The 22,569-nt window shown below is 70.5% G+C and carries 24 protein-coding genes and 1 pseudogene; 10 read left to right on the top strand and 15 right to left on the bottom strand.

The window, feature by feature from the left end; genetic code table 11:
- The first annotated feature begins 30 nt into the window (after window positions 1-30).
- Together BM175_RS00620 and BM175_RS00615 are read left to right on the top strand one after the other, a co-directional pair.
- Window positions 31-468, top strand: a complete 438-nt coding sequence (locus BM175_RS00620) for an EamA family transporter (RefSeq protein ID WP_061934890.1) — start codon at window positions 31-33, stop codon at window positions 466-468.
- Between the two features lie 200 nt (window positions 469-668).
- A complete protein-coding gene (locus tag BM175_RS00615) occupies window positions 669-1,271 on the top strand; it encodes a hypothetical protein (RefSeq protein WP_244519575.1) in 603 nt (200 codons plus the stop codon).
- Between the two features lie 102 nt (window positions 1,272-1,373).
- Here the strand turns inward: BM175_RS00615 and BM175_RS00610 are convergent.
- Window positions 1,374-1,924 (bottom strand): annotated as a pseudogene (locus BM175_RS00610) (HAD-IC family P-type ATPase); the annotation flags it as partial.
- A gap of 285 nt (window positions 1,925-2,209) precedes the next feature.
- Here BM175_RS00610 and BM175_RS00605 point away from each other — a divergent pair.
- From BM175_RS00605 to BM175_RS00575, 7 genes are all read left to right on the top strand, one after another.
- Complete coding sequence (locus tag BM175_RS00605; RefSeq protein WP_061934886.1) at window positions 2,210-2,563, top strand: ArsR/SmtB family transcription factor; 354 nt, start codon at window positions 2,210-2,212, stop codon at window positions 2,561-2,563.
- Window positions 2,560-2,967, top strand: coding sequence for an arsenate reductase (glutaredoxin) (gene arsC, locus BM175_RS00600; protein ID WP_061934971.1), 408 nt, complete (start codon window positions 2,560-2,562; stop codon window positions 2,965-2,967). Before BM175_RS00605 ends, arsC begins: the two co-directional genes overlap by 4 nt.
- Complete coding sequence (locus BM175_RS00595) at window positions 2,964-3,407, top strand: GNAT family N-acetyltransferase (RefSeq protein WP_061934884.1); 444 nt, start codon at window positions 2,964-2,966, stop codon at window positions 3,405-3,407. The genes arsC and BM175_RS00595 overlap by 4 nt, the downstream gene beginning before the upstream one ends.
- Window positions 3,404-4,129 (top strand): arsenical resistance protein ArsH, encoded by a 726-nt coding sequence (gene arsH, locus BM175_RS00590; protein WP_061934882.1) that lies wholly within the window; start codon window positions 3,404-3,406, stop codon window positions 4,127-4,129. The genes BM175_RS00595 and arsH overlap by 4 nt, the downstream gene beginning before the upstream one ends.
- Before the next feature lie 22 nt (window positions 4,130-4,151).
- The gene (locus tag BM175_RS00585) at window positions 4,152-5,456 is read left to right on the top strand and encodes an arsenic transporter (protein WP_061934880.1); all 1,305 of its coding nucleotides are present in this window, start codon (window positions 4,152-4,154) and stop codon (window positions 5,454-5,456) included.
- Window positions 5,453-6,634, top strand: a complete 1,182-nt coding sequence (locus BM175_RS00580) for an MFS transporter (RefSeq protein ID WP_061934969.1) — start codon at window positions 5,453-5,455, stop codon at window positions 6,632-6,634. The genes BM175_RS00585 and BM175_RS00580 overlap by 4 nt, the downstream gene beginning before the upstream one ends.
- Window positions 6,635-6,761: 127 nt before the next feature.
- Window positions 6,762-7,070, top strand: a complete 309-nt coding sequence (locus BM175_RS00575) for a hypothetical protein (RefSeq protein WP_061934878.1) — start codon at window positions 6,762-6,764, stop codon at window positions 7,068-7,070.
- Between the two features lie 63 nt (window positions 7,071-7,133).
- Here the strand turns inward: BM175_RS00575 and BM175_RS00570 are convergent, their stop codons facing one another.
- From BM175_RS00570 to BM175_RS00535, 8 genes are all read right to left on the bottom strand, one after another.
- Window positions 7,134-7,583 carry a DUF305 domain-containing protein gene (locus BM175_RS00570; RefSeq protein ID WP_061934877.1) on the bottom strand — a complete coding sequence of 150 codons (450 nt, stop codon included), beginning with the start codon at window positions 7,581-7,583 and terminating at the stop codon, window positions 7,134-7,136.
- A 74-nt stretch (window positions 7,584-7,657) separates the two neighbouring features.
- Entirely contained in the window at window positions 7,658-8,023 is a 366-nt protein-coding gene (locus BM175_RS00565) for a hypothetical protein (RefSeq protein WP_061934874.1), read from the bottom strand.
- A gap of 20 nt (window positions 8,024-8,043) precedes the next feature.
- Window positions 8,044-11,190 (bottom strand): efflux RND transporter permease subunit, encoded by a 3,147-nt coding sequence (locus BM175_RS00560; RefSeq protein ID WP_090958038.1) that lies wholly within the window; start codon window positions 11,188-11,190, stop codon window positions 8,044-8,046.
- Window positions 11,191-11,200: 10 nt separating this feature from the next.
- Window positions 11,201-12,889 (bottom strand): efflux RND transporter periplasmic adaptor subunit, encoded by a 1,689-nt coding sequence (locus BM175_RS00555; RefSeq protein WP_061934967.1) that lies wholly within the window; start codon window positions 12,887-12,889, stop codon window positions 11,201-11,203.
- Between the two features lie 89 nt (window positions 12,890-12,978).
- Window positions 12,979-13,389, bottom strand: a complete 411-nt coding sequence (locus tag BM175_RS00550) for a hypothetical protein (protein ID WP_061934870.1) — start codon at window positions 13,387-13,389, stop codon at window positions 12,979-12,981.
- Window positions 13,390-13,517: 128 nt separating this feature from the next.
- Window positions 13,518-13,721: a heavy-metal-associated domain-containing protein gene (locus BM175_RS00545; protein WP_061934966.1), complete on the bottom strand. Its 204-nt coding sequence runs from the start codon at window positions 13,719-13,721 to the stop codon at window positions 13,518-13,520.
- A 59-nt stretch (window positions 13,722-13,780) separates the two neighbouring features.
- A complete protein-coding gene (gene cueR, locus BM175_RS00540; protein ID WP_061934869.1) occupies window positions 13,781-14,242 on the bottom strand; it encodes a Cu(I)-responsive transcriptional regulator in 462 nt (153 codons plus the stop codon).
- Entirely contained in the window at window positions 14,229-16,766 is a 2,538-nt protein-coding gene (locus BM175_RS00535) for a heavy metal translocating P-type ATPase (protein ID WP_061934867.1), read from the bottom strand. Before BM175_RS00535 ends, cueR begins: the two co-directional genes overlap by 14 nt.
- A gap of 238 nt (window positions 16,767-17,004) precedes the next feature.
- Here BM175_RS00535 and BM175_RS00530 point away from each other — a divergent pair, with 238 nt between their 5' ends.
- Window positions 17,005-17,469: a hypothetical protein gene (locus tag BM175_RS00530; protein ID WP_061934865.1), complete on the top strand. Its 465-nt coding sequence runs from the start codon at window positions 17,005-17,007 to the stop codon at window positions 17,467-17,469.
- Window positions 17,470-17,535: 66 nt separating this feature from the next.
- Here the strand turns inward: BM175_RS00530 and BM175_RS00525 are convergent, their stop codons facing one another.
- The 6 genes from BM175_RS00525 to BM175_RS00500 form a co-directional block, all read right to left on the bottom strand.
- The gene (locus BM175_RS00525; protein WP_061934863.1) at window positions 17,536-17,946 is read right to left on the bottom strand and encodes a hypothetical protein; all 411 of its coding nucleotides are present in this window, start codon (window positions 17,944-17,946) and stop codon (window positions 17,536-17,538) included.
- Between the two features lie 162 nt (window positions 17,947-18,108).
- Window positions 18,109-18,813 carry an SCO family protein gene (locus BM175_RS00520; RefSeq protein WP_244492575.1) on the bottom strand — a complete coding sequence of 235 codons (705 nt, stop codon included), beginning with the start codon at window positions 18,811-18,813 and terminating at the stop codon, window positions 18,109-18,111.
- The gene (locus tag BM175_RS00515) at window positions 18,810-19,295 is read right to left on the bottom strand and encodes a copper chaperone PCu(A)C (RefSeq protein WP_061934860.1); all 486 of its coding nucleotides are present in this window, start codon (window positions 19,293-19,295) and stop codon (window positions 18,810-18,812) included. Before BM175_RS00515 ends, BM175_RS00520 begins: the two co-directional genes overlap by 4 nt.
- Entirely contained in the window at window positions 19,292-19,735 is a 444-nt protein-coding gene (locus tag BM175_RS00510; RefSeq protein ID WP_061934858.1) for a DUF411 domain-containing protein, read from the bottom strand. The genes BM175_RS00515 and BM175_RS00510 overlap by 4 nt, the downstream gene beginning before the upstream one ends.
- A gap of 20 nt (window positions 19,736-19,755) precedes the next feature.
- Complete coding sequence (locus BM175_RS00505) at window positions 19,756-20,358, bottom strand: methyltransferase family protein (protein ID WP_061934856.1); 603 nt, start codon at window positions 20,356-20,358, stop codon at window positions 19,756-19,758.
- Window positions 20,355-22,538, bottom strand: a complete 2,184-nt coding sequence (locus BM175_RS00500) for a heavy metal translocating P-type ATPase (RefSeq protein WP_061934854.1) — start codon at window positions 22,536-22,538, stop codon at window positions 20,355-20,357. Before BM175_RS00500 ends, BM175_RS00505 begins: the two co-directional genes overlap by 4 nt.
- Window positions 22,539-22,569 lie beyond the last annotated feature (31 nt).

Raw genomic sequence — 22,569 nt, 5'->3', positions numbered from 1 at the left:
GCTGTCGCCTCTCAAAATGGAGCAATCCCGATGAAGTTCGCCGTCGCCTCCTGGCAGTTCTGGGCACTCTCGTCCGCGGCCTTCGCGGCCCTCACGGCGATCTTCGCGAAGATCGGGATCGAGAACGTCAACTCCGACTTCGCCACCTTCATCCGGACAGTCGTCATCCTTATCGTGCTCGGCGCGATCCTCGCGATGACGGGCCAGTTCCAGTCGCCGGGATCCATCTCGGGGCGAACGTACCTGTTCCTGGTGCTCTCGGGGATCGCGACGGGAGGATCCTGGCTCTGCTACTTCCGTGCCCTGAAGCTCGGCGACGCCGCCCGGGTCGCGCCGATCGACAAGCTGAGCGTCGTCCTTGTCGCGGTGTTCGGCGTCGTCTTCCTCGGCGAGCGACTGTCCGCGCCGAACTGGTTGGGCGTTGCCTTCATAGCCGCGGGAGCGATCCTCGTTGCCTATCGAGGGTGAACGGATGAATGCCCTGGCGACCAAAAGATTGTGCCTGAGCCGGCCCATAAACGTCTCGTCAGCCGTTCGTGCATTGCACCAGAAAGCTGACAGGAGAATTCCTTGCGCAACGTCGACCTCTTGTTCGGCAGGGCCTGTTCGTCTCTCTCCTCGGTCTGGCGCTTGTCACGCTCGTCGGTGTCGGCATCCGACTGCTGGTCATGCTGACGGTTCAGCAGAAGCGCGAGCGCCTGAACCGCCAGATCAACGAGCGCCTGCGCACCCTGATTGCGGCCTACAAGGTGCTCGGAGGATCCTTCACGGGTACCCTGACGGTCGATCCCCGGCATCTCTGCGACTTGATGCGCCAGAGCGCTTCAGCAGGAGAAGCCATGGGTGCCGGAACGGCCGACGTCGTTATCGTGGACCCGACAGCATGGGACCGCGGACGTCGGATCCGGGACGCGGTGGAGGCTTCGCTCGCCGACATCATCCTGCTCGGGACGGAAGAGCATGTCAGGCTCGCCGAGAAGGCGGCCCGCGAGTTGGTTGCCGGGCGCCCCGCCCATACGCACAGGCTCGTGGCATCGCTGCGCGACTTCATCCGTGAAGCGCTCGATCTCGATCCGGTCCCGGTCGGTCTTGTCCTGCCGCGGCAAGGTCCGGCCCACCCGTCGGGTTCGGGCGGACGGAGCAAAGGAGATCGGGAGAGGGGTGATGGCGCGCGCGGCGGTGGCGGAGGTGGCAGCGCAGGGGGTGGCATGGGCGGGGGCGGCGGTTCCGCCGTCGGATCGACCGCTGCCGTCGAGGACGACCCTGCCTAGTCCTCAAATCGGCCGTAGAGGCAATGCCCTCTCCGCTGGTGTCAGCGCCCAGCGAAGGCCTTGACCCACAAACGGAGCGACCGCAGGGTTTGGTTGGCGTGGCTAACCGGGCCTACAGCCGAGAAGGCGCATGGCCTTCGCGGTGGCAAGGACGATCGCGCCCGTGTCGGCTAGGATGGCCGGCCAGAGGCGCGTGATGCCGACGACGGTGGTGACGAGGAACACCATCTCCAGGCCCAGCGCGATGGCGATGTTCGTCCGAATGTTGCCCATGATGCTCTTCCACCGTGCGATCATGTCGTGGATGTCTTGAAGCCGTCCGTGCGGGACGGCCGCGCCGGCCGCCTGCAACGCGAAGTCGGTTCCGCCGCCCATTGCGATACCGTTTCGGCGGCAGCCAGCGCCGGTGCGTCGTTGATGGCGTCGCAGATCTTGGCGACCGTGAAGCCATCCGCTTGAAGCTCGCGCACGATGCGCTGTTTGTTCTGCGGTAAGAGGTCGGCGCGCCCTTCGATGCCGAGGCCTGCGGCGACCGCCTCCGCGGTGCGCCTGTTGTCGCCCGTTAGCTTGGCGGATCGGGTGCCGGACGCCCTCAGACGTTGATGAGCATTGCCGCCATAGGCACCGTCTTCATCGACGCCGAGGAAGAGGCCGCGACGGTCGTGCTCCTCTTTCTCGTCGGCGAGATGCTGGACGACGTCGCCGCGGGCGGCGGGCGGGCGAGCATCCAATGCGCTGCCGGAGCTCACTGAGTACAGCTTCAGTAAGACCGACAATGTCGGCTGTCCGTACCTGCGTCTCCAGAGCGGACTGACAGCTATCCACCCTTTAGAGACGTCTGGCGTAAGAGACGTCTAGCGTAGCTCGCGTCCGACCTTGCAGCGGACATCCGAGACGCCCAGCTTGAACACTACAATGATGTTTGCAATATCGTAGCGATGAACGACGACTCAGCCGTTGCTGCCCTGTCTGCCCTTGCCCACGCCGACCGTCTCTCGGCCTTTCGGATGCTCGTCCGCGCCGGCCCGAACGGCATGGCGTCGGGGGAAATCGCCGAGGCGCTGTCCATCCCGCCGACGCGCATGAGCTTCCACCTCGCGACACTGGAGCGCGCCAAGCTCCTGCGCTCATGGCGCGACGGACGCCGCATCCTTTATGCGGCGAGCTACGACGACATGCGCCAGCTTCTCGCCTTCCTGACAGAGGACTGCTGTTCGGGGAACCCGGAGATCTGCGGGAACCTCAGCGCCGACCTCCTCGCCCCCTCATGCTCGTCGGAGACCTGTTCGTGACCGTTACGATCTACCACAACCCCGCCTGCGGCACGTCGCGCAACACGCTGGAGATGATCCGCCAGTCCGGCGAGGATCCGCAGGTGATCGAGTACCTAAAGAATCCACCGAGCCGCGAGGTCCTGGCCGAACTCCTCGACATGATGGGCATGAAGCCGCGGGACATCCTGCGCGAGAAGGGCACGCCCTACGCCGAACTCGGGCTTGCCGACCCCAAGCTGACAGACGAGGAACTGCTCGCGGCGATGATCAAGCACCCGATCCTCATCAACCGCCCGATCGTCGTCACGGACAAGGGTGCCACGCTTTGCCGCCCGTCCGAGAAGGTGCTGCCGCTCCTTGCGAACCCCGTTGCCACCTTCACGAAGGAGGACGGGGAGACCGTCGGAGGCACCCGGGCATGACCCCAGCGCTCGTCACGACCGCCGTCGACGATTCGGCCGGTCTCGTCGGCCTCCTGTCCACGGCAGGGTTGCCGACCGAGGACGTGACCGAGCCCGGCCGAGTGTTCCTGCGCTACGCCACCGAGGACGGCGAGTTTGTCGGGATCGGCGGCTTCGAACCCCTCGGCTCCGCCGTCCTCCTGCGATCCATAGCCGTCGTCCCCGAACACCGCGGGCGCGGCGTCGGCGGCGCGATCACGGCGGACCTGATGGAGCGCGGCCGCGTCCAGGGCGCGGCCGACGCGTTCGCCTTCACGACAGGGGAACGGACCTTCCTCGCGGCGCTCGGCTTCCAGCGCGTCGAACGGACGAAGGCACCCGCCGCAGTCCTTGCGACCCGGCAGGCCACGGGCCTTTGTGCGGCCTCGGCCGTGCTTTGGTGGAAGAAGACCGGACGATGACGGACCCCGCTGCCCTCGACCTGCCCTCCGTCGACCTCAACCAGCTCCAGGCGATCGATGTCGATGCGCTCGCCGGCCCCGGCGCCCCGACGCACTCGCCGCGCATCCTTGTCCTCTATGGCTCGATCCGAGAGCGATCCTATTCGCGCCTTCTATCCGAGGAGGCTGGTCGCCTCCTGCGCTGGTTCGGCTGCGAGGTGCGCACCTTCGATCCCCGCGGCCTGCCGCTCCCCGACGGGGCGGAACCCGATCACCCGAAGGTCAAGGAGCTGCGTGACCTCGCCGACTGGTCCGAGGGCATGGTCTGGGTCACTCCTGAGCGCCACGGCGCCATGACCGGGATTATGAAGGCGCAGATCGACTGGATCCCGCTGGCTCTCGGCGCCAAGCGCCCGACGCAGGGCAAGACGCTGGCCGTCATGGAGGTGTCGGGCGGCTCGCAGTCCTTCAACGCCGTGAACCAGATGCGCATCCTCGGCCGCTGGATGCGCATGGTGACGATCCCGAACCAGTCGTCGGTACCGAAGGCGTTCCTCGAGTTCGACGAGGCGGGACGCATGAAGCCGTCGGCTCTCTACAGCCGCGTCGTTGACGTCTGCGAGGAACTGGTGAAGTTCACCTGGCTGGTGCGCGGTCGCTCGGACTACCTGACGGATCGCTACTCCGAGCGCGTCGAGAGCGCCGAGCAACTCGCGACGCGCGTCAACCAGCGCACCCTCTGATCCTCTTGTCCCCGGACCGTCCATGCTCGCCCTCGCGATCTTCGTCGCCACCCTCGTCCTCGTCATCTGGCAGCCTCGGGGCCTTGGCATCGGATGGTCGGCGCTCGCCGGCGCCGCCGTCGCGCTGGCGACCGGCGTCGTCGGCTGGGGCGACGTCGGCACGGTCTGGGAGATCGTCTGGGACGCGACATTCACCTTCGTTGCGCTGATCGTCATCTCGCTCGTCCTCGACGAGGCCGGGTTCTTCGCCTGGGCCGCGCTCCACGTCGCCCGCTGGGGCGGAGGCAACGGGCGGCGGCTGTTCCCGCTCGTCGTCCTTCTGGGCGCGGCGATCGCCGCCGTCTTCGCGAACGACGGGGCCGCGCTGCTCCTCACCCCGATCGTGCTCGCCATCCTCCTGCGCCTCGACTTCCCGCCCGCCGGGGCGCTCGCCTTCGTGGTCGCCTGCGGGTTCGTCGCCGACACGACCAGCCTGCCGCTCGTGGTGTCGAACCTCGTGAACATCGTCACCGCGAATTTCTTCGACGTGTCCTTCGGCCGCTACGCCGCGGTCATGGTGCCTGTGAACCTCGTCTCGCTGGCGGCGACGCTCCTCGTCCTGTGGGCGTACTTCCGGAAGGACATCCCGGCGACCTACGACGTGCGCCAGCTCGAGGAGCCGCGCAGCGCGATCCGCGACCCGGCCGTATTCCGCGCGGCCTTCCCGCTCCTCGCGCTCCTGCTCGTTGCCTACTTCGTGACAGGGCCGCTCGGCGTGCCGATCGCCTTCGTCACCGGGGCCGCCGCCCTTGTCCTGATGGCCATCGCTGGACGCTGGTTCTCCGGCGGACAGGGGGCGGTGGTCGACCTGCCGAAGGTCCTGCGCGGGGCGCCGTGGCAGATCGTCCTGTTCTCGATCGGCATGTACCTCGTCGTCTACGGCCTCGGGAACGCGGGGCTGACCGACATCGCCGCCGGGGTCCTTGTCTGGCTCGGCCAGCAGGGCGCGCTCGTCGCCACAGTCGGCACGGGCTTCGTGGTGGCGGCGCTCGCCTCCGTCATGAACAACATGCCTGCCACGCTCGTCGGGGCGCTCGCCATCGACCGGGCGGACGTCGCGCCCCTGACCCGCGAGCTCATGGTCTACGCCAACGTCGTCGGGAACGACCTCGGGCCGAAGTTCACGCCCATCGGTTCGCTCGCGACCCTCCTGTGGCTCCACGTCCTCGCGGGCAAGGGGCAGCGGATCACCTGGGGCCAGTACATGCGGGTCGGCCTCGTCCTGACCCCGCCCGTGCTGCTGGCGACGCTCGTCGCCCTTTGGGTCTGGCTTCCGGTCGTGTCGTGAGGCCGCGCTGGCAGGTCATCTCGGCGCTCGGGGTCTTCGAGATCCTGGCCTGGGGATCGTCGGTCTATCTCCCTGCCGTGCTGGCGCTCCCGATCTCGCGGGACACGGGCTGGCCCCTTCCGTGGGTCGTCGGCGGGGTCAGCGTCGGTCTTCTCGTCTCGGCCGCGGCCTCGCCCCGGGTCGGCGCGACCATCTCCGCGCGCGGCGGGCGTCCCGTGCTGGCACTCGGCGCCGTGCTGCTGGCGCTCGGCCTTGCCGTCCTCGGCCTGTCACCGAACCTGCCCGTATTCCTCGCCGGGTGGGTCGTCGTCGGCCTCGGCATGGGGATGGGCCTCTACGATCCGGCCTTCGCGACGCTCGGGCGGCTCTACGGGGCCGATGCCCGGTCCGCCATCACGACGCTGACCCTCTGGGGCGGGTTCGCCAGCACGGTCTGCTGGCCGCTGTCCGCGTTCATGGTCGAGCACGTCGGCTGGCGCGGCGCCTGCCTCGCCTATGCCGCGCTCCATGTCTGCGTCACGCTTCCGCTGGCTCTGCTCTTCGTCCCCAGCGGCGCGGGCTTGGCCCTCCCGTCCGCACGGCGCGACGAACCCCTGTCTCAGTCGGCCGGGGAACGCCGCGACTTCCTGCTGCTCGTCGGCGTCCTCGTCCTGTGCAGCACGATCTTCGGGCTGGTTTCGGTCCACCTCCTGACGCTCCTCCAGGCCCGCGGCGAGACGCTCGCGGCGGCGGTGGCGTTCGGCGCGATGGTCGGCCCCTCGCAGGTCGGTGCTCGTGTCATTGAGATGGCCGGGCGCGGGCGACACCACCCGCTGTGGACGCTGCGGGCCGCCGTCGCGCTCACCGCCGTCGGCGTGTGCGCGCTTGCCTTCGACATCCTCCCCGTCGCCGCGGCGATGGTGTTCTACGGGGCGGGCAACGGGATCCTGTCCATCGCCCGCGGGACGGTGCCGCTGGCGCTGTTCGGACCGGACGGCTACGCGAGCGTCATGGGTCGGCTGGCGCGCCCGGCCCAGGTCGCGCAGGCGCTGGCGCCGACCGTCGGGGCAGTGCTCCTCGCCCGGATGGGACCCCATGCGACGCTCGTCACCTTGGCCGTGCTGTCGATGGCCGCCTTGGGCGTCGTGCCGCTTCTAAGAGAGCGTGGGATCGACCCGCACAGCGGGAGGCACATCTAGCCTCGCATCGAGCCATACGGCGAATGGGCCCGACTTCCTTCCCCGGCATCGTCCGCGTCATCGGGGACGCTGGCGGATCATCGGGAATGTCGGCATGGTCGCACGACCGAAACGAGAGGGCATACCCATGAGAAACCTGGTCTTCGCCGCCGCCGCATTCACGGCGATCGGCACGTTCCCGGCCGCCGCGGCCGGATGCGGCATGATGGAGCAGGCCGCTGCGCCGGGCATGTCCCAGGCCGCGCCGGCCGCCGAGGGAATGATGTGCGGCAAGTCCGCGGAGGCGGCACCGCAGTCGACGCCCGGCCAGTCCGCCGAGGGCGCGGGCGGATGCCCCTGCTGCGCGAAGATGGCATCGATGAAGATGCCGGAAACGAAGGGCGACGCCATGCCCGGCATGGACATGCCCGCGACACCCCCGGCCAACGGCCAGTAGACAGCGCCGGAGCGCATTCGGGAGCGGCCCGAGGGCCGCTCCCTCGGATGACGCGTACCCGGCCTACTTGGCGAGCGCCTCGACGCGGGTCGTCATCTCCTCGATCTCTTGTCTCTGGGCGTCGATGATCATCCGGGCCATCTCCTTGGACTTCTCGTCCTTGCCCATCTTCAGCTCGACCTCGGACATGGCGATGGCCCCCATGTGATGGGCGATCATCCCGCAGTTGAAGGCGAGGTCCGGGTCCTTGATCATGGCCGCCTTCATCATCGGGCCGTGCATCTGCATCATGACCTCGTGGTTGGCCTTCTGGACCTCGTCCATCTGGCCGCCCGACATCGAGGCCTGCATGCCCTCCATCATCTTGGACATGTCCATCGAGCCGGCCGCGGCCTCGCAGGCCGCCGGCAGCGCCATGGCGGCGTCGCCGTGCCCGGCCATCGAGTGGCTATCCTGGGCGGCCGCGGCGAGCGGGAACGCGGCGACGGCGGCGGCGATGAGGATCTTGCGCATGGTGGTTCTCCTTGGTTGGCCCTCGGGCCGTTGGGGGTGTCTGTCGCGGGACGGCGGCTCGCCGCCCCGGAGGTTCAGTCGAACTTGGCCTGCGAGGTCTTCCCGTCGGGGCCCGTGAGCTGGACGGCGCCCTTCACCGGGCCCTCGGTGGGGGCGGCGAGCGTCCCCGAGAGGAAGCCGCCGGCCGGCGCGAGCGTGACGCGCGTCGGCTTGCCGCCGACGAGGACGACGGCGGTGCCCTTGAACCCGTCTGGGGCGACGGGCGCGTCCGAGGCGTCGCTGACGAACACCTTCACGTCCGTCCCCGAGGCCACGAGTTCGACGTGGTGGGCGCCCGCGTCGACCAGCGTGCCGCCGTTCGGGCCCTTGCGGGGCTCGTGGGCATGCGCCGCCCCGGCCGCCAGCAAGGCGACGGCGACGGCGGTCAAGCGAATGGTCATGGTTGTGGTCTCCATGGGGGTCAGAAGGAGTGGGCGGCGACCCTGCCGGAAGCCGCGTCGGCTTCCTCCGGCACGGCTTGGCGGGCGGCCTCGACCAGTCGCTCCAGCGGCTTCCTGCCGTAGCGAAGGAAGAGGACGGGGGTCAGGAAGGTGTCGAGCAGCGTCGAGGACACGAGGCCCCCGAAGATCGTCACGGCGACGGGGTGGAGGATCTCCTTGCCCGGCGCCGAAGCGTCGACCATCAGCGGCACCAGCGCGACGCCCGCCGACAGCGCGGTCATCAGCACAGGGGTGAGCCGTTCCAGGCTGCCGCGCATCACGAGGTCGCGCCCGAACGGCATGCCCTCGTGGATCGACAGGTTGATGTAGTGGCTGATCTTCAGGATGCCGTTCCGGGCCGCGATGCCCGTCAGGGTGATGAAGCCGATCATCGAGGCGACGGAGAGCGGCTGTCCCGAGATCCACAGGGCCGCGACCGAGCCGATCAGGGCCAGCGGGATGCTGCCGAGGATGATCAGCGTGAACACGGCCGAGCGGTAGCGGCTGTAGAGGATCGCGAAGATCATCGCGAGCGACACGAGGGACAGGAGCCCGATGGTGCGGCTCGCCTCCTCCTGGGCCTGGAAGGTGCCCTCGAGGCTCGTCGAGAAGCCCGGCGGCAGGGCCGCCGCCGCGACCTCGGCCCGGATCCGCCCGATCACCTCGGCCATGTCCGCGTCCCCGGCCGCGTTGGCCAGCACGACGACGCGGCGCTGCCCGTTCTCGCGCAGGATCTGGTTGGGCCCGTCCGTCTCGCGTACCTCGGCGAGTTCCCGCACCGGGATCCACCCCGACGGCGTCTCGATCAGGAGATCGCCCAGCGCCTGCGTGGTGCGTTCCGTGTCCCCGAGACGCATGACGACGTCGTAGGTCCGGTTGCCGTCGACGAGGCGCGAGACGACGCGGCCGTTGGAGAGCTGCTCCAGCTCCTCGGTGACCTTCGCCGGCTGGATGCCGAACAGCGCCGCGCGGGCGTAGTCGACCCGGATCTCGAGCTGCGGGATGCGGACCTGCTTCTCCACCTGTAGGTCGACGACGCCGGGGACGGTCGCCAGACGCGCCCTCAGGCTCTCGGCGACGCTGCGCAGCGTGTCGATGTCCTCGCCGAACACCTTCAGGGCGATCTGGGCGCGCACGCCCGACAGCATGTGGTCGAGGCGGTGCGAGATCGGCTGGCCGACGTTGACCGAGACCGGGAGGACCGACAGGCGCGAGCGGATGTCCGCCTCGATCGCCGCCTTCGGGCGGCCCGTGTCGAGGTCCACCTCGATCTCGGACGAGTGCACGCCCTCTGCATGCTCGTCGAGTTCGGCGCGTCCCGTCCGCCGCCCGACGACGGACACTTCCGGCACTTCCATGATGAGGCGTTCGGCGATCAGGCCGACCCGGTGCGACTCCGCCAGCGAGATGCTGGGGTTGAAGGCCATGCTGATGGTGAGCGTGCCCTCGTTGAACGGCGGCAGGAAGGCGCGCGGCAGCGCGGTCGCGGCGACGGCCGCGACGCCGACGCCCAGCACCGCGCACGCCATCAGGAGCCGCGGCCAGCGGAAGGCGCGGTCGAGCAGCGCGCGGTTGCCCGCCTTAAGCCAGCGCACGATGAAGCTCTCGTGCTCGTCGAGGCGCTTCAGTCCCGGCAGGAGGTAGTAGGCCATCACCGGGGTCAGGGTGATCGACACGACGAGGCTGGCGAGGATCGAGACGATGTAGGCCTGCCCCAGCGGCGCGAAGAGGCGCCCCTCGATGCCGGACAGGGCGAAGAGCGGCACGAACACGAGGACGATGATGACCGTCGCGTAGACGATGCCCGAGCGCACCTCCTGCGAGGCGGAGACGACGACGTCGAAGACGGAGCGCGGGTTGCCGAGCTCCCGGTTCTCCCGGAGGCGGCGGAAGATGTTCTCGACGTCCACCACCGCATCGTCAACGAGCTCGCCGATGGCGATGGCCAGCCCCCCGAGCGTCATCGTGTTGATGGACAGGCCCATGAGGTGGAAGACGATCCCGGTCGCCAGGATCGAGACGGGGATGGCCGTCAGCGAGATGACGGTGGTGCGCACGTTGAGGAGGAAGGCGAACAGGACGACCGCCACGACGGCGATGGCCTCGAGGAGCACGGTCTCGACGTTCTTGACCGAGGTCTCGATGAAGTCGGCCTGCCGGAACAGGACCTGGTCGGCCTTGATGCCGTCCGGCAGCGAGGCGGTAATCTCGCCGAGCGCCGCCTCCAACTGCCGGGTCAGCGTGACCGTGTCGACGTCCGGCTGCTTCTCGATCGAGACGACGACGGCGGGCTTGCCCATGTATCCCGCCTCGCCGCGCTTCTGGCGGGCCCCGAACGAGACGTCGGCCACTTGGGCGAGGAGGATGGGCTGGGTGCCGACGGTCGCAACGACGACGCTGCGCAGGTCGTCGAGGCTGAGGCTGCGTCCGACGTTCCGGATCAGGAACTCGCGGGCATACTGGTCGGTGAAGCCGCCGCCCGTGTTCGCGCCGAAGGAGGTCAGGGCCGCCTCGACCTGTTCGAGGGTAACCCCGAGGGCGCGGAGCGCCGCCGGGTTCGGCGCGACGCGGTACTGCCGCACCTCGCCGCCGATCGGGATCACCTGGGCGACGCCGGGGACGGACAGGAGGCGCGGGCGCACGATCGCGTCCGCGGCCTCGCGCAGGGCCATGGGAGAGACCCCGTCGGGCGCCGTCATGGCGACCAGCATGACCTGGCCCATGATCGAGGAGATCGGCCCCATCTGCGGGGTCACCCCGGCTGGGAGCTGGGAGCGCACGAGGGCCAGCTTCTCCGCGATCTGCTGGCGGTTCATGTAGATGTCGGTGTCCCAGTCGAACTCGACGTAGACGATCGACAGGCCGACGCCCGAGACCGACCGCACGCGGCTGACGCCCGGCAGGCCGTTCATCCGCGTCTCGATCGGGTAGGTGACGAGCTGTTCCACCTCCGGCGGGGCGAGGCCCTCGGCCTCCGTCATCAGCGTGACGGTCGGCCTGTTCAGGTCGGGGAAGACGTCGACGGGCAGCCGCGACGAGACGAAGGCCCCGAAGATGACGAGGACCGCCGCGATCGCGAGGACGAGCATGCGGTTGCGCAGGGACTGCGTGACGAGGAACGTGAACATGGGCGCGGCCTCAACGGATCTGGTTGAGGAGTTCGGCGCCCTCGGTCACGACGCGGCTGCCCGCATCGATCCCCGCGGCGACGAGGACGCGATCGCCGTCGAGCGGCAGGACGCGGACCTCCCTCGGCTCGAAGCGTTCGGCCCCGGTGTGGAGGAACACGATGTCCTGGCCGTTGGAGCCGCGCAGGACGCTCGTGCGCGGCAGCGCGACGCCCGTCTGCGTCTCCTCGGTCCGCGCGAGCACCGTCAGCATCTGGCCGAGGCGGAGCCCCTTCGCGCCGCCCTCGATCGAGAACTGAACGGGGAGCGCCTGCGAACGGTCGGCGAACCCGGCGCCCTCGAACCGCAGCGCGAGGGCCTGCGTGCCCCCGCCCGTCGCCGAGGCGTCCGAGAACGCCCCGGAGGAGCCGTAGGCCAGCGCCTCGACCCAGAGGCGGGCGGGATCGACGATGTGGAAGACGACGGCGTTGCTCTCGGCCATCTGCCCCGCGACGGCGTTGGCCGCGGCGACCACGCCCGACACGGGGGCGACGAGCGCCTCGGGCTTCACCTGGACCTGGTCGATCGCGGTCCGGCGGTCGCGCAGGCCCTCGAGCTCGATCCTCGTCTCGTCGAGCGTCGTCTTCGCGATCGCGCCGCTCCTCACCAGCGTCTCGGACCGACGCACCCGCTGCTCGGCGATCGAGATCGCCTGATCGAGTTCGCTGAGCCGCTGCTGGAGGTCCGACTGGTCGATCGTCTGGATCGCCGACGCGACGTAGGCGAGGACGTCCCCCGCCTCGACCCTCGAGCCGAGACGTGGGAAGCCCCCGGGCGGCGGGGCGAGCCGCCCGGCGACGGAGGCCTGCACGTAGCCGCTGGCGTTCGGGTCGGGGATCACGCGGCCCGGCATCTCGACGCTGCGGCGATGGTCGGCGGGAGCGGTCTTTACCGTGCGGATCGCGAGGATCCGCTGGGAGGGTTTCGGCACGAACACGGATCCGTCGGGAAGGCGTTGCGCCAGGTCCCGCGCCCCGGCGCCGCCCGCCGCCGTCGGCATGGCTGCCGGGGGCGTCCCGTGGTCGTGCCCCTCGTGCGCGAGGGCGAGCGATCCGCCGAACAGGAGGACGAGGGCCGTCGCCGTGCCGGCCGCGAGCAGGACCTTCCGGCGAAGGAGGGCCATCGCGAGGACGCCGAGGGCGAAGCCGAGGGCACCGACGGCGAGGAGGGCGGGGTCGTTGCGCGACAGCCGCCCCTTCAGGTCGACCGCCAGGGCCTCCCGCACCTCGGTCGCGAGCGCCGAGCCGACGAGCCAGCCGCCGCCCGCCGTCACTACCGGCGCGGGCGCCTCGGGGATGGTGAGGGTCGTGGTGAGGAAGTCGACGTCGGTTCCGCTAGTGACCGTCGCGATGAGGTCGTGGGCGCCCGGCTGCCGGACCCAGTCCGCCTCCAGGCGGTATAGGTCCCTGTCCGCGGCTGCCGTCGCCGGGCCGGCGGGCGTGTCGATCTCGATCGTTGCCCCGACGACGGGCTCGTTGGTGTCGAAGCGGTCGAGGTGGATCTCGAGGGCGTTGCCGCGCGCCACGGCGACGAACTCGAACAGCGCGCTCTGCGCCTCGGCACGGGGGGCCGCTTGCGCCGAGGCTGTCGGCGGCGGTGGCCCGCCGTGGTCGTGGCCCTCATGGGCGGATGAAGGCGCGGCAAGCGCCATGACGGCCATCACGGCCGCGGTCAGGATACGGAGGGTCACGGGGTAAGCCCACGGTCTGGAACATCGCTCGGGGCGCGCGGACGCGCCCGTTCAGAATGTCAGACGAGGGCTCGGGGAGGCCGGACCGGACCGTCGACGACGGCGCCGTGGATGGCGTTCGGCTCCAGCGGGCGGCCATGCCCAGCGGGACGGGCCGCAGGGAGCGTCCACGAGGGGTTGGCGACCGCGGCCGTCATGCAGTTGGACATGCCCTTGCCGCAGCAGGAGCCTGCCAGGCCGGAATCGACGGGACTGTCCTTCGCGTCCTTCGCGGCGGCCAACTCGCGCGTGCTGGCGCCATCTGCGGGTTCGTCCACGGCATCGGTCGTGGCAACGGCCTCGGCGGCAGCCCGGACGGCAGGGGCGTCGTGGTTGGCATGGGCCTGCGCCGCCGACGAACAGAACAGCACGATGCCGACGACCACGAGGGTCGCGAACAGCGATGCCATCTTGTTCAGGACGAACGACATGCGGGCCTATGGATCTCCGAGGGACGGGGCAGGATTCAAGTCAGCGAAATCGAGCCGAATTTGGGCTCGAAGGGGATCGGCGTCATCCCCCCGCCGGAATTTGGGGAGGCACAAGCCGACGAAAAGGGTCAAGCAGTTAACGTTTCGTTCCGATAGCCCGCGGCCCTGATGGCCTCCCCGATGCTGGCCTCGCTGGCCGCGCTCTCGACGGTGACCGTGCCCGACGGCAGGTCGACGGTCACCTCGGCGGCCGGGTCGACCGACGTCACGGCCTTCCGCACGGTCGACGCGCAGTGGCCGCAGCTCATGTCCTGCACCTTCAGCTTCAGCATGGCAGTCTCCTTTCCGGGGAAGATGGGGGTTTCCATCGTTGGAAGGTCAAGGGCCGGGTTCATCGGATCCCCCCGACCTTCGTCAGCGCCCGCGACGCACGGCGGCGTGGCTGCGATGCCGCCTCCGGGGCGGCCCCGTCGGCAAGGCTGCCGATGATCGGGCAGTCGGGTCGGTCGTCCCCATGGCAGTTGCGGGCGAGGTGGCGGAGCGTGCCCGCCATCTCCTCCAGCTCGCGCATGCGGGCCTCGAGCATCTCGACCTGTTCCAACGCGATGCGCTTCACGTCGGCGCTGGCGCGGCCGCGATCGCGCCACAGGGCAAGCAGATGCCCGATCCTCTCCATGGAGAAGTTCAGGTCGCGGGCCCTTCGGATGAAGCGCAGCGTCGACACGTCGGCCGACGAATACATGCGGTAGCCGGATTCGGCGCGCTCGGCCGCCGGGATGAGCCCCGCCGCCTCGTAGTGGCGGATCATCTTGGCGCTGACGCCCGAGGCCTTGGCGGCTTCACCGATGTTCATGGGTCACCTCCCGGGTTGAGGGGTCGACGGGCGGTGCCGCGACCACGGCGGAGAAGCGCCGCAGGCGCAACGCGTTGCCGAGCACGAAGACGCTGGACAGCGCCATGGCGCCCGCCGCCAGCGCCGGCGACAGGAGCGTGCCGTTCAGCGGGTAGAGCAAGCCGGCCGCGACGGGGACGAGGACGACGTTGTAGGCGAAGGCCCAGAACAGGTTCTGCCGGATGTTCCGGATCGTCGCCCTCGAGACGGCGATGGCCGTGACGACGGCGTTGAGGTCGCCGGACATCAGCACCACATCAGCGCTCTCGATCGCGACGTCGGTGCCCGTGCCGACAGCGAGGCCCACGTCCGCCGCGGCGAGCGCCGGGGCGTCGTTGATGCCGTCGCCGACGAAGGCGACCTTGCCCGACAGCCCGAGGCTCTGGACGACCGTGACCTTGCCCTCCGGCAGGACCTCGGCGAACACCTCGTCGATGCCGAGACGGGCGGCGACCGCCTTGGCGGTCCGTTCGTTGTCGCCCGTCACCATGGCGACGCGCAGCCCGAGGCCGTGGAGCGCCCCGATCGCGGCGGCGCTCGTCGCCTTCACGGGATCCGATACGACGACCAGCGCCGCGAGGCGTCCGTCGACGGAGGCGTAGAGGGGTGACTTGCCCTCCAGCGACAGCCGTTCCGCCTCGGCGGCGAACGCGGACGGATCCAGGCCGAGGTGCGTCATGAGGCGGTCCGCCCCGACGGCGACGGCGCGCCCGCCGACGGTGGCCTCCACGCCGAACCCGGGGACTGCCTCGAAGCGGTCGACGGGCGAGACGGGCACGTCCTCCGCCTTCGCCGCCGCGACGATGGCGGCGGCGATCGGGTGCTCCGACTTCGCCTCGACGGAGGCGACGAGACCCAGCACGTCGCCGCGACCGAAACCGTCCGCGAGGACGAGGTCCGTCAGTTCGGGGCGGCCTTCCGTCAGCGTCCCGGTCTTGTCGAGGGCGACCACGTCGACTTCGCGCAGGGACTGCAAGGCCTCGCCGCGCCGGAAGAGCACGCCAAGCTCGGCCGCGCGTCCCGTTCCGACCATGACCGAGGTCGGCGTCGCGAGGCCCATCGCGCAGGGACAGGCGATGATGAGGACTGCGACCGCGTTCACGAGGGCGAAACCGAGCGCCGGGTCGGGTCCGAGGACCATCCACACGAGGAAGGTTAGCGCGGCGGCGGCCATCACCGCGGGGACGAACCAGCGCGTCACGCGGTCCACGAGCGCTTGGATCGGCAGCTTGCCGCCCTGCGCCTCCTCGACCATGCGGATGATCTGCGCCAGCACCGTGTCCCCGCCGACGCGGTCGGCGCGGTAGGTGAAGCTGCCGGTCTTGTTGATCGTGCCGCCGACCACGGACGCGCCGCCCTCCTTGGAGACGGGAACGGGCTCACCCGTGATCATGGACTCGTCGACGAAGGACGAGCCGGAGAGCACCGTCCCGTCCACCGGCACCCGCTCCCCGGGGCGCACCTCGACGGTGTCCCCGACCACGACCGCATCCAGCGGCACCTCGGCGAATCCACTGCCGCGCGCGACCCGCGCCGTCTTGGGGCGCAGCCCGACCAGGCGCTTGATCGCCTCGCCCGTCCGGCCCTTGGCCCGCGCCTCGAGGAGGCGTCCGAGGAGGATCAGCGTGACGATGACGGCGGCCGCCTCGAAGTAGACGTTCGCCGTCCCGGCGGGCAGCGCGCCGGGCAGGAAGGTGGCGACGACGGAGTAGCCCCAGGCCGCGAGCGTGCCGACGGCAACCAGCGAGTTCATGTCGGGCGCGAGGCGCGCCAGCGCGGGCAGTCCCTTGCGCAGGAAGCGCAGGCCGGGGCCGAACAGCACGAGCGAGGCGAGGACGAACTGGAGGACGCGGCTCTCCCACATCCCGATGCGGTCCATGACCAGGTCGTGAAAGGCGGGGACGAGGTGCGAGCCCATCTCGAGCACGAAGAGCGGCGCGGTGAGGATCGCGGCGACGAGGAGGTCGCGGCGCAGCAGCGCGTACTCCGCCTCCTTGGCGGCCCGGCGCGGGTCCTCGGCATCGGCGGCGGGCGCCGTGACGGCGCGCGGCTCGTATCCGGCACCTCGCACGGCGTCCTCGACCGTCCGCATGTCCACGGAGGGAAGCGCACGCACCGTGGCGCGCTCGGTCGCGAGGTTCACCGCGACGGTCGACACGCCGGGGACGGCGGCGATCGCCCGCTCGACCCGCTCGACGCAGGACGCGCAGCTCATGCCCTCGATGCCGAGCTCCCGCGTCTCCTGGCGGACCCCGTAGCCGGCCTCCTCGACCGCATGCAGGACCGCGGCCCCGTCGACGGTGCCCGCGAAAGTCACGTCGGCGCGCTCTGCGGCGAGGTTCACGGACGCGGAGGAGACGCCCGGCACCGCCGCGATGGCGCGCTCGACGCGGCCGACGCAGGACGCGCAGCTCATGCCCTCGATGTCGAGGCGGAGGACCCCGGCGGACTTCCCGAACTTCTCCGAGGGAACGGTCTGGTTCATCGGTTTCGTCCCGGAAATTTGCGACTTGCCGGAAGATGGGGCTTCCCACCATGGGAAGGTCAAGGGACACGCGAACGTCTTTCGCGACGCTTTCCTTCAGACCAACGTCCGTCGTCTTGACGTCGCTGCCGACGGTTTCCAAATCGGGCATTGCCCGGCTCGCGGGAGACGGGCCTGTGCCGCCGCCACGTCTCGCGGCGGCGCAGCGTATCCATGTTGCTCAACGGAGGATGTGGCTATGCAAACCCCATACGAAACGGACACCGGTCGGATCGCCGACGGACTGCCCGCAAGCTTTGAAAGCTCCTCGGTGCCCGGTGCGGACACCTTCAACCATCCCGACCAGGTCGTCTCGGCCGCTGGGCTCACAAAGAGCCAGAAGCGCATGCTGCTGGCCTCGTGGGCATCGGACCGCCGAACCGTCGAGGACAAGCCTTCGCTCCGTCGGCTCGACAGCGGCGCGGTGATCCCGATCGACGAGATCCTCGAGGCCATGACGGCGCTCGACCGGGACGGGGAACTCGCGGCATCGGGAACAGCCGACAGCCTCGCGGCACGGCGGACGAACCGCCTCGTCGCGAGGCTGGTGCGCCGCAGGCCGACGCCGTGGACGGATCGGAACGACGATCCCCCGCCCTCGGCCGCCGCGGCGGCGCGTCCGTTCTCGCCTATCTTCACCGAGGCGCTCGCTAGGTCGGCGTGACCCGTCGGCGCGAGCCTTCCCGACCGTGCGCCTGCCAGGAAGGCTCGCCCGGATCCGTCGGGCGGTTCAGCGCGTGCGCAGCACCGCCTCCGTGCCGGCGACGGTGCCACCCCCGTTCGGGAACGTCTCGACGGAGGTGATCGTGCCGAGGCCCGGCACGACGGCCCCCACCACGACGCGGACGAGGTCGTTCGGGGTCGCGAGGAACGCCTCGCCTTCGAAGACGGAGACGATGGAGTAGGCGTCGGCCTTGATCGCCTGCGGCTTGCTCGCCACGGGCATCGGGACGGGGATCTCGACCTTCTCCTCCGTCACTGCCGGCGGGGCCTCGCCGTCGCCTCTCAGGGCGGCGTAGGCCCCGCAGCAGGCGAGGAGCAGCGTTCCGCCCGCTATCGCCGCGAGGCCTCCCTTCGAGACCATCCACGCGGGCAGCATGCCCTTGCGGCGGTCCGGTTCAGCCGTGACGTCTCCAGCCATGCGATCGCTCCGGTCCCTTGCCTTCAAGCGGCGGCAGGATGCGGGCGGAGGATTGGTTTCCGATGGAGAAAACCGTTCGCATTCGAACGGCTCGGTCCGGCTGCGATGGCGTCGGGACCGGGTTGGACGCGGAGGCGCAGTCCCCTCGGCCCGTTTCGTCGATCAGCCGTTCGCCCCAGTAGCAATGGCCTCCCCCTTGCTGACGTTTCCCGCTTCCGCCGCCCGCCTGCCGCTGTCCCGGGTGGCTGCGTCGCCCGGCCGTTCAAGGAGGCGTTCCACCTTCTCCCGCCGGATCCTCGCGTCCTCGTGCATGTCCAGCGTGCCGACGAAGCCGCCGTCGCGGTCGTAGAGGTAGACCCCGGCGGAGTGGTCGATCGTGTAGTCGCCACCCTCCGTCGGCACCTTCCGGCGGTAGGCCTTGAAGGCGTCGAACGCCCTGTCGACCTCCGCCTCGGTGCCCGTGAGTCCCAAGATCCTCGGGTCGAAGGACTGGAGGTAGGCATTCAGGACCTCCGGCGTGTCCCGCTCCGGGTCCCCGCTGACGAGCACGACCTGGAGACCGTCCGAGCGAGGGCCGAGGTCCGCGAGGAGGACCGACAGCTCGCCCAGCGTCGTCGGGCAGATGTCGGGGCAATGCGTGAAGCCGAAGAACACGGCAACGGGCTTGCCGCGGAAGCCGGACCACGTCCGCGGCTTCCCGTCCTCGTCGACCAGCGCGAACTCTCCGCCGATCGGCACGGCCGCCGAGGTTCCGGCGGCGGGCGCCGACACGCCGCCCGGAAGCGTCCATGCCGCGCCGACGAGGGCGCCCGCGGCGACGACGACCACCGCGCCCCAGAGCGCGATCCGAACGGTGCGCAGGTTCACGGCTGGTGTCCCCCGTGGGAGGGGGCGGCCGCGCCGGCGCCGAAGCCCTCGACCGAGAAGCGGACCGGCACGGCTCCGGCACGCTCGAACACGAGGGTGCCGTCGAAGGACTGGCCCTTCACGATCGGCTCCTTGAGGTCGAGGAGCATGACGTGGGTACCGCCCGAGGCGAGCGTGACGGTCGCCCCCGGCTCCAGCACGACCCCGTCCTCGACGCGGCGCATGCGGGCGACGCCGTCCTCGACGGTGGAGGCATGGACCTCGAAGCGGCCGGCGACGGTTGCCGAACCCCCGACCAACCGATCCGGCTCCGTCCCGTCGTTGCGGATCGAGAGGTAGCCGACCCCGACCTTCGCGTTCGGCGGCGTCGGGCGGGAGGACGGATGGTCGATCGTGAGGCTGCCGGCCTTGAACTCGTGCGCACTGGCTGGCCCGAGCAGGACGGCAAGGCCAAGCGTGGTCGCGGCGGCAAGGAACCTCACTTCGGGTACCGTGCGAACACCGTCGACGTGCCGTCGCGGGCGACTAGGAGCACCTCGTAGGGTTCGTCGCTGGTCCCCATGCCCGGGCTTCCCGCAGGCATGTCGGGAACGGCGAGCCCGATCGCGTCCGGCTTCTCGGCGAGCAGGCGCTTCACCTCGGCTGCCGGGACATGGCCCTCGACGACGTAGCCGCCGACGAAGCCCGTGTGGCAGGAGGTCTGGCCCGGCTTCAGTCCGGCGCCCGTCTTCTTGGCGTAGAGGTCCGCCATGGCGAGGTTCTCGTTCGAGACCTCGAACCCTGCCTCCTCGAGGTGCTTCATCCAGCCGATGCAGCAGCCGCAGCCCGACGTCGAGAACACGTCGACGGTCTCGGCTGCGAACGCGGGTACGGTGAGGAGCGCGAGCGCCCCGGCGATGATCGTCGTCGGTCTGCGTCCCATGGGGTCACTCCTGTTCCATGTCAGATCCAGCGCCGCACGGCGCTTCGGTATGCGGTGTATGCGGGGCCGAACGAGTGTTCGAGGAAGCGCTCCTCGTCCCGGACTTGGACCTCGCAGGCGACCCAGAAGGCCAGCGCGCAGCCGATCATCGCCGGGGACGGCACGGCCACCGCGAGCCCTGCCGCCATCGCGAGCATCCCGAGGAACACGGGGTTGCGGCTGAGGCCAAATAAACCCGTCGTGACCAGGGCGTCAGGCGCCTCGTCCGGGATGCCGACCCGCCAGCGTCGGCCCATCCCGCTCCGGGCCACGACCGTCAGGACCTGCCCCGCGACGGCCAGCGCCAGACCGGACAGACGGACGGCGTAGGCCTCGCCCGCGAGCGGTGCGATCGCGGCCGACGCGCTCCCCGCCGCATGGAGCCCGAGGGCCGCGAGACCGCCCACGACGGTCGCGCCGAACAGGACGCGCGCCAGCGTCTGGCGGGGACTCCTCCCGAAGCCATAGGCACGCCCGCCGATCTCCCGGGACGTCCGACGGGTGGCGAGCGCAAGCCACGCCACGGTGACGGCGAGGACGATCGCCGGCCCGATGCGAAGGAGGTCGTCGGCGGCGGCGCTCACCGGGGCTTCCAGCCGAGGAGCCGCATGGCGTTGGCGGTCACGAGGACCGTCGCGCCCGTGTCGGCGAGGATCGCCGGCCATAGGCCCGTGATGCCGAGGACGGTGGTCACCAGGAAGACAGCCTTCAGGCCGAGGGCGATGGCGATGTTCGTCCGGATGTTGCCCATGGTCGCCTTGGACAACGCGATCATGTCGGGGATGTCCTTCACCCGGCCGTGGAGCACCGCCGCGTCCGCGGTCTCCAGCGCCACGTCGGTGCCGCCGCCCATGGCGATGCCGACGTCTGCGGCCGCCAGCGCCGGCGCGTCGTTGATGCCGTCGCCGACCTTGGCAACGACGAGCCCTTCGGACTGGAGTTCGCGCACGATGCGCTGCTTGTCCTGCGGCAGGAGCTCCGCCCGTGCCTCGATGCCGAGACCTGCCGCCACCGCCTCGGCCGTGCGCCTGTTGTCGCCCGTCAGCATGACGGCCCGGACGCCGGATGCCTTCAGGGCTGCCAGGCCCGCCACGGCATCCGGCCGGGCCTCGTCGCGCATCGCGATGAACCCGGCGACGGCCCCGCCGACCACGACCACGGACACGGTCTTGCCGTCCGCGTTCAGCGCCGCGATCGCGGCCTCCTGTTCGGGCGCGAGGACCACGCGCCTCCCGGCCGCCTGCGGCGACCCGAGGAACACCCGCTCCCCGCCGACCCCACCCTCGACGCCTTCGCCGGCCACTGCGTTCGCGTCGAACGAGGGCGGGGTCGGCACCCTTTCCGCCTTCGCACGCTCGAGGATCGCGACCGCCAGCGGATGGCTCGATCCCTTCTCGAGCGCGGCTGCCAGCGACAGGACCTGCGCGGCCGAGCGGCTGCCCGCCACGATGTCGGTCACGACGGGCTTGCCCGCGGTCAGCGTGCCCGTCTTGTCGAAGGCGACGGCGGTGATCCGGCCGAGGCTCTCGAGCACCGCGCCGCCCTTCATCAGGAGCCCGCGCCGGGCGCCCGCCGACAGGCCGGCCGCAATGGCCGCTGGGGTGGAGATGACCAGCGCGCAGGGGCAGCCGATCAGCAGGATCGCGAGGCCCTTGTAGATCCACTCGCTCCAGTCCGCCCCGAAGGCCAGAGGCGGCACGACGGCGACAGCCAAGCCGACCACGAGGACCGCGGGCGTGTAGACCTTGGAGAAGCGGTCGATGAAGCGCTCGGTCGGCGACTTCGCCTCCTGGGCCTCCTCGACGAGGCGGACGACGCGCGCGATCGTGTTGTCGGCCGCCGCGGCGGTCACCCGGACGCGCAGCACGCCCCCGGCGTTGATCGTGCCCGCGAAGACAGGATCACCGACGACCTTGCGCTTAGGGACGCTCTCGCCCGTGACCGGGGCCTCGTCGACCTCGCCCGACCCCTCGACGACCGCGCCATCGGCCGGGACGCGGTCGCCGGGCCTGACGAGGATGACCGTGCCGACGGCGAGGCTGTCGGCGGCCACCTCGGAGGTCTCGCCGTTCGCCTCGACGATCGCGGTCTTCGGCACCAATGCGGTCAGTCCCTGGATGCTCGCCCTCGCGCGCCCGGCAGCGACCCCTTCCAGCATCTCGCCGACCAGGAACAGCAGAACCACGGCGGCGGCCTCCTCCTCGGCCCCGATGAACACGGCGCCGACGGCGGCGATCGACATCAGCGCCTCGATCGAGAACGGCGTTCCGAACCGGGCGGCCGTGATGGCCCGCCACGCGACGGGCACCAGGCCGATGGCGAGCGCCGCGAGGAACGCGGGCCGCTCGAGCGAGGGGACCGCATGCCCGAGGACGTAGGCGGCCAAGAGGGCAACGCCGCAGGCGGCGGTGAGGCCCGCCTTGCGCGTCCGCCACCACGGCTTGCCCGCCTCGCCGAGGTCGTCGTGGGTGTGGCCCGCATGGTCGTGGCCGCCGGCGCTGTGGGAAGCGGACGGATGCCCGTCGGCGGCTGCCGCATGGCCCCCGGCCGGCTCCGCGCCGTAGCCAAGGTTGCGGACCTGGCGGACGACGGCGGCAGTGTCGAAGCCGTCGGCGTGGCTGACCCTCACCGTCCCGGCGGATACGGACACGGAGACGTCCTCCACGCCCGGGAGGCGACGGATGGCGGTATCGACTTTGTTCCCGCAAGCCGCGCAGTCCATCCCGGTGACCCTGTAGCGGCTCTCGTTCATGACGGCGCTCATGGCGCTCTCCTTGCGTGCGTGTCGGGAGAGG

This window comes from Aureimonas phyllosphaerae, from assembly GCF_900113065.1.
In the GTDB taxonomy this organism is placed as follows: Bacteria; Pseudomonadota; Alphaproteobacteria; order Rhizobiales; family Rhizobiaceae; genus Aureimonas; species Aureimonas phyllosphaerae.
Note: the sequence above shows the minus strand (reverse complement) of the source record. Positions and strands in the feature narration are given on the sequence as shown.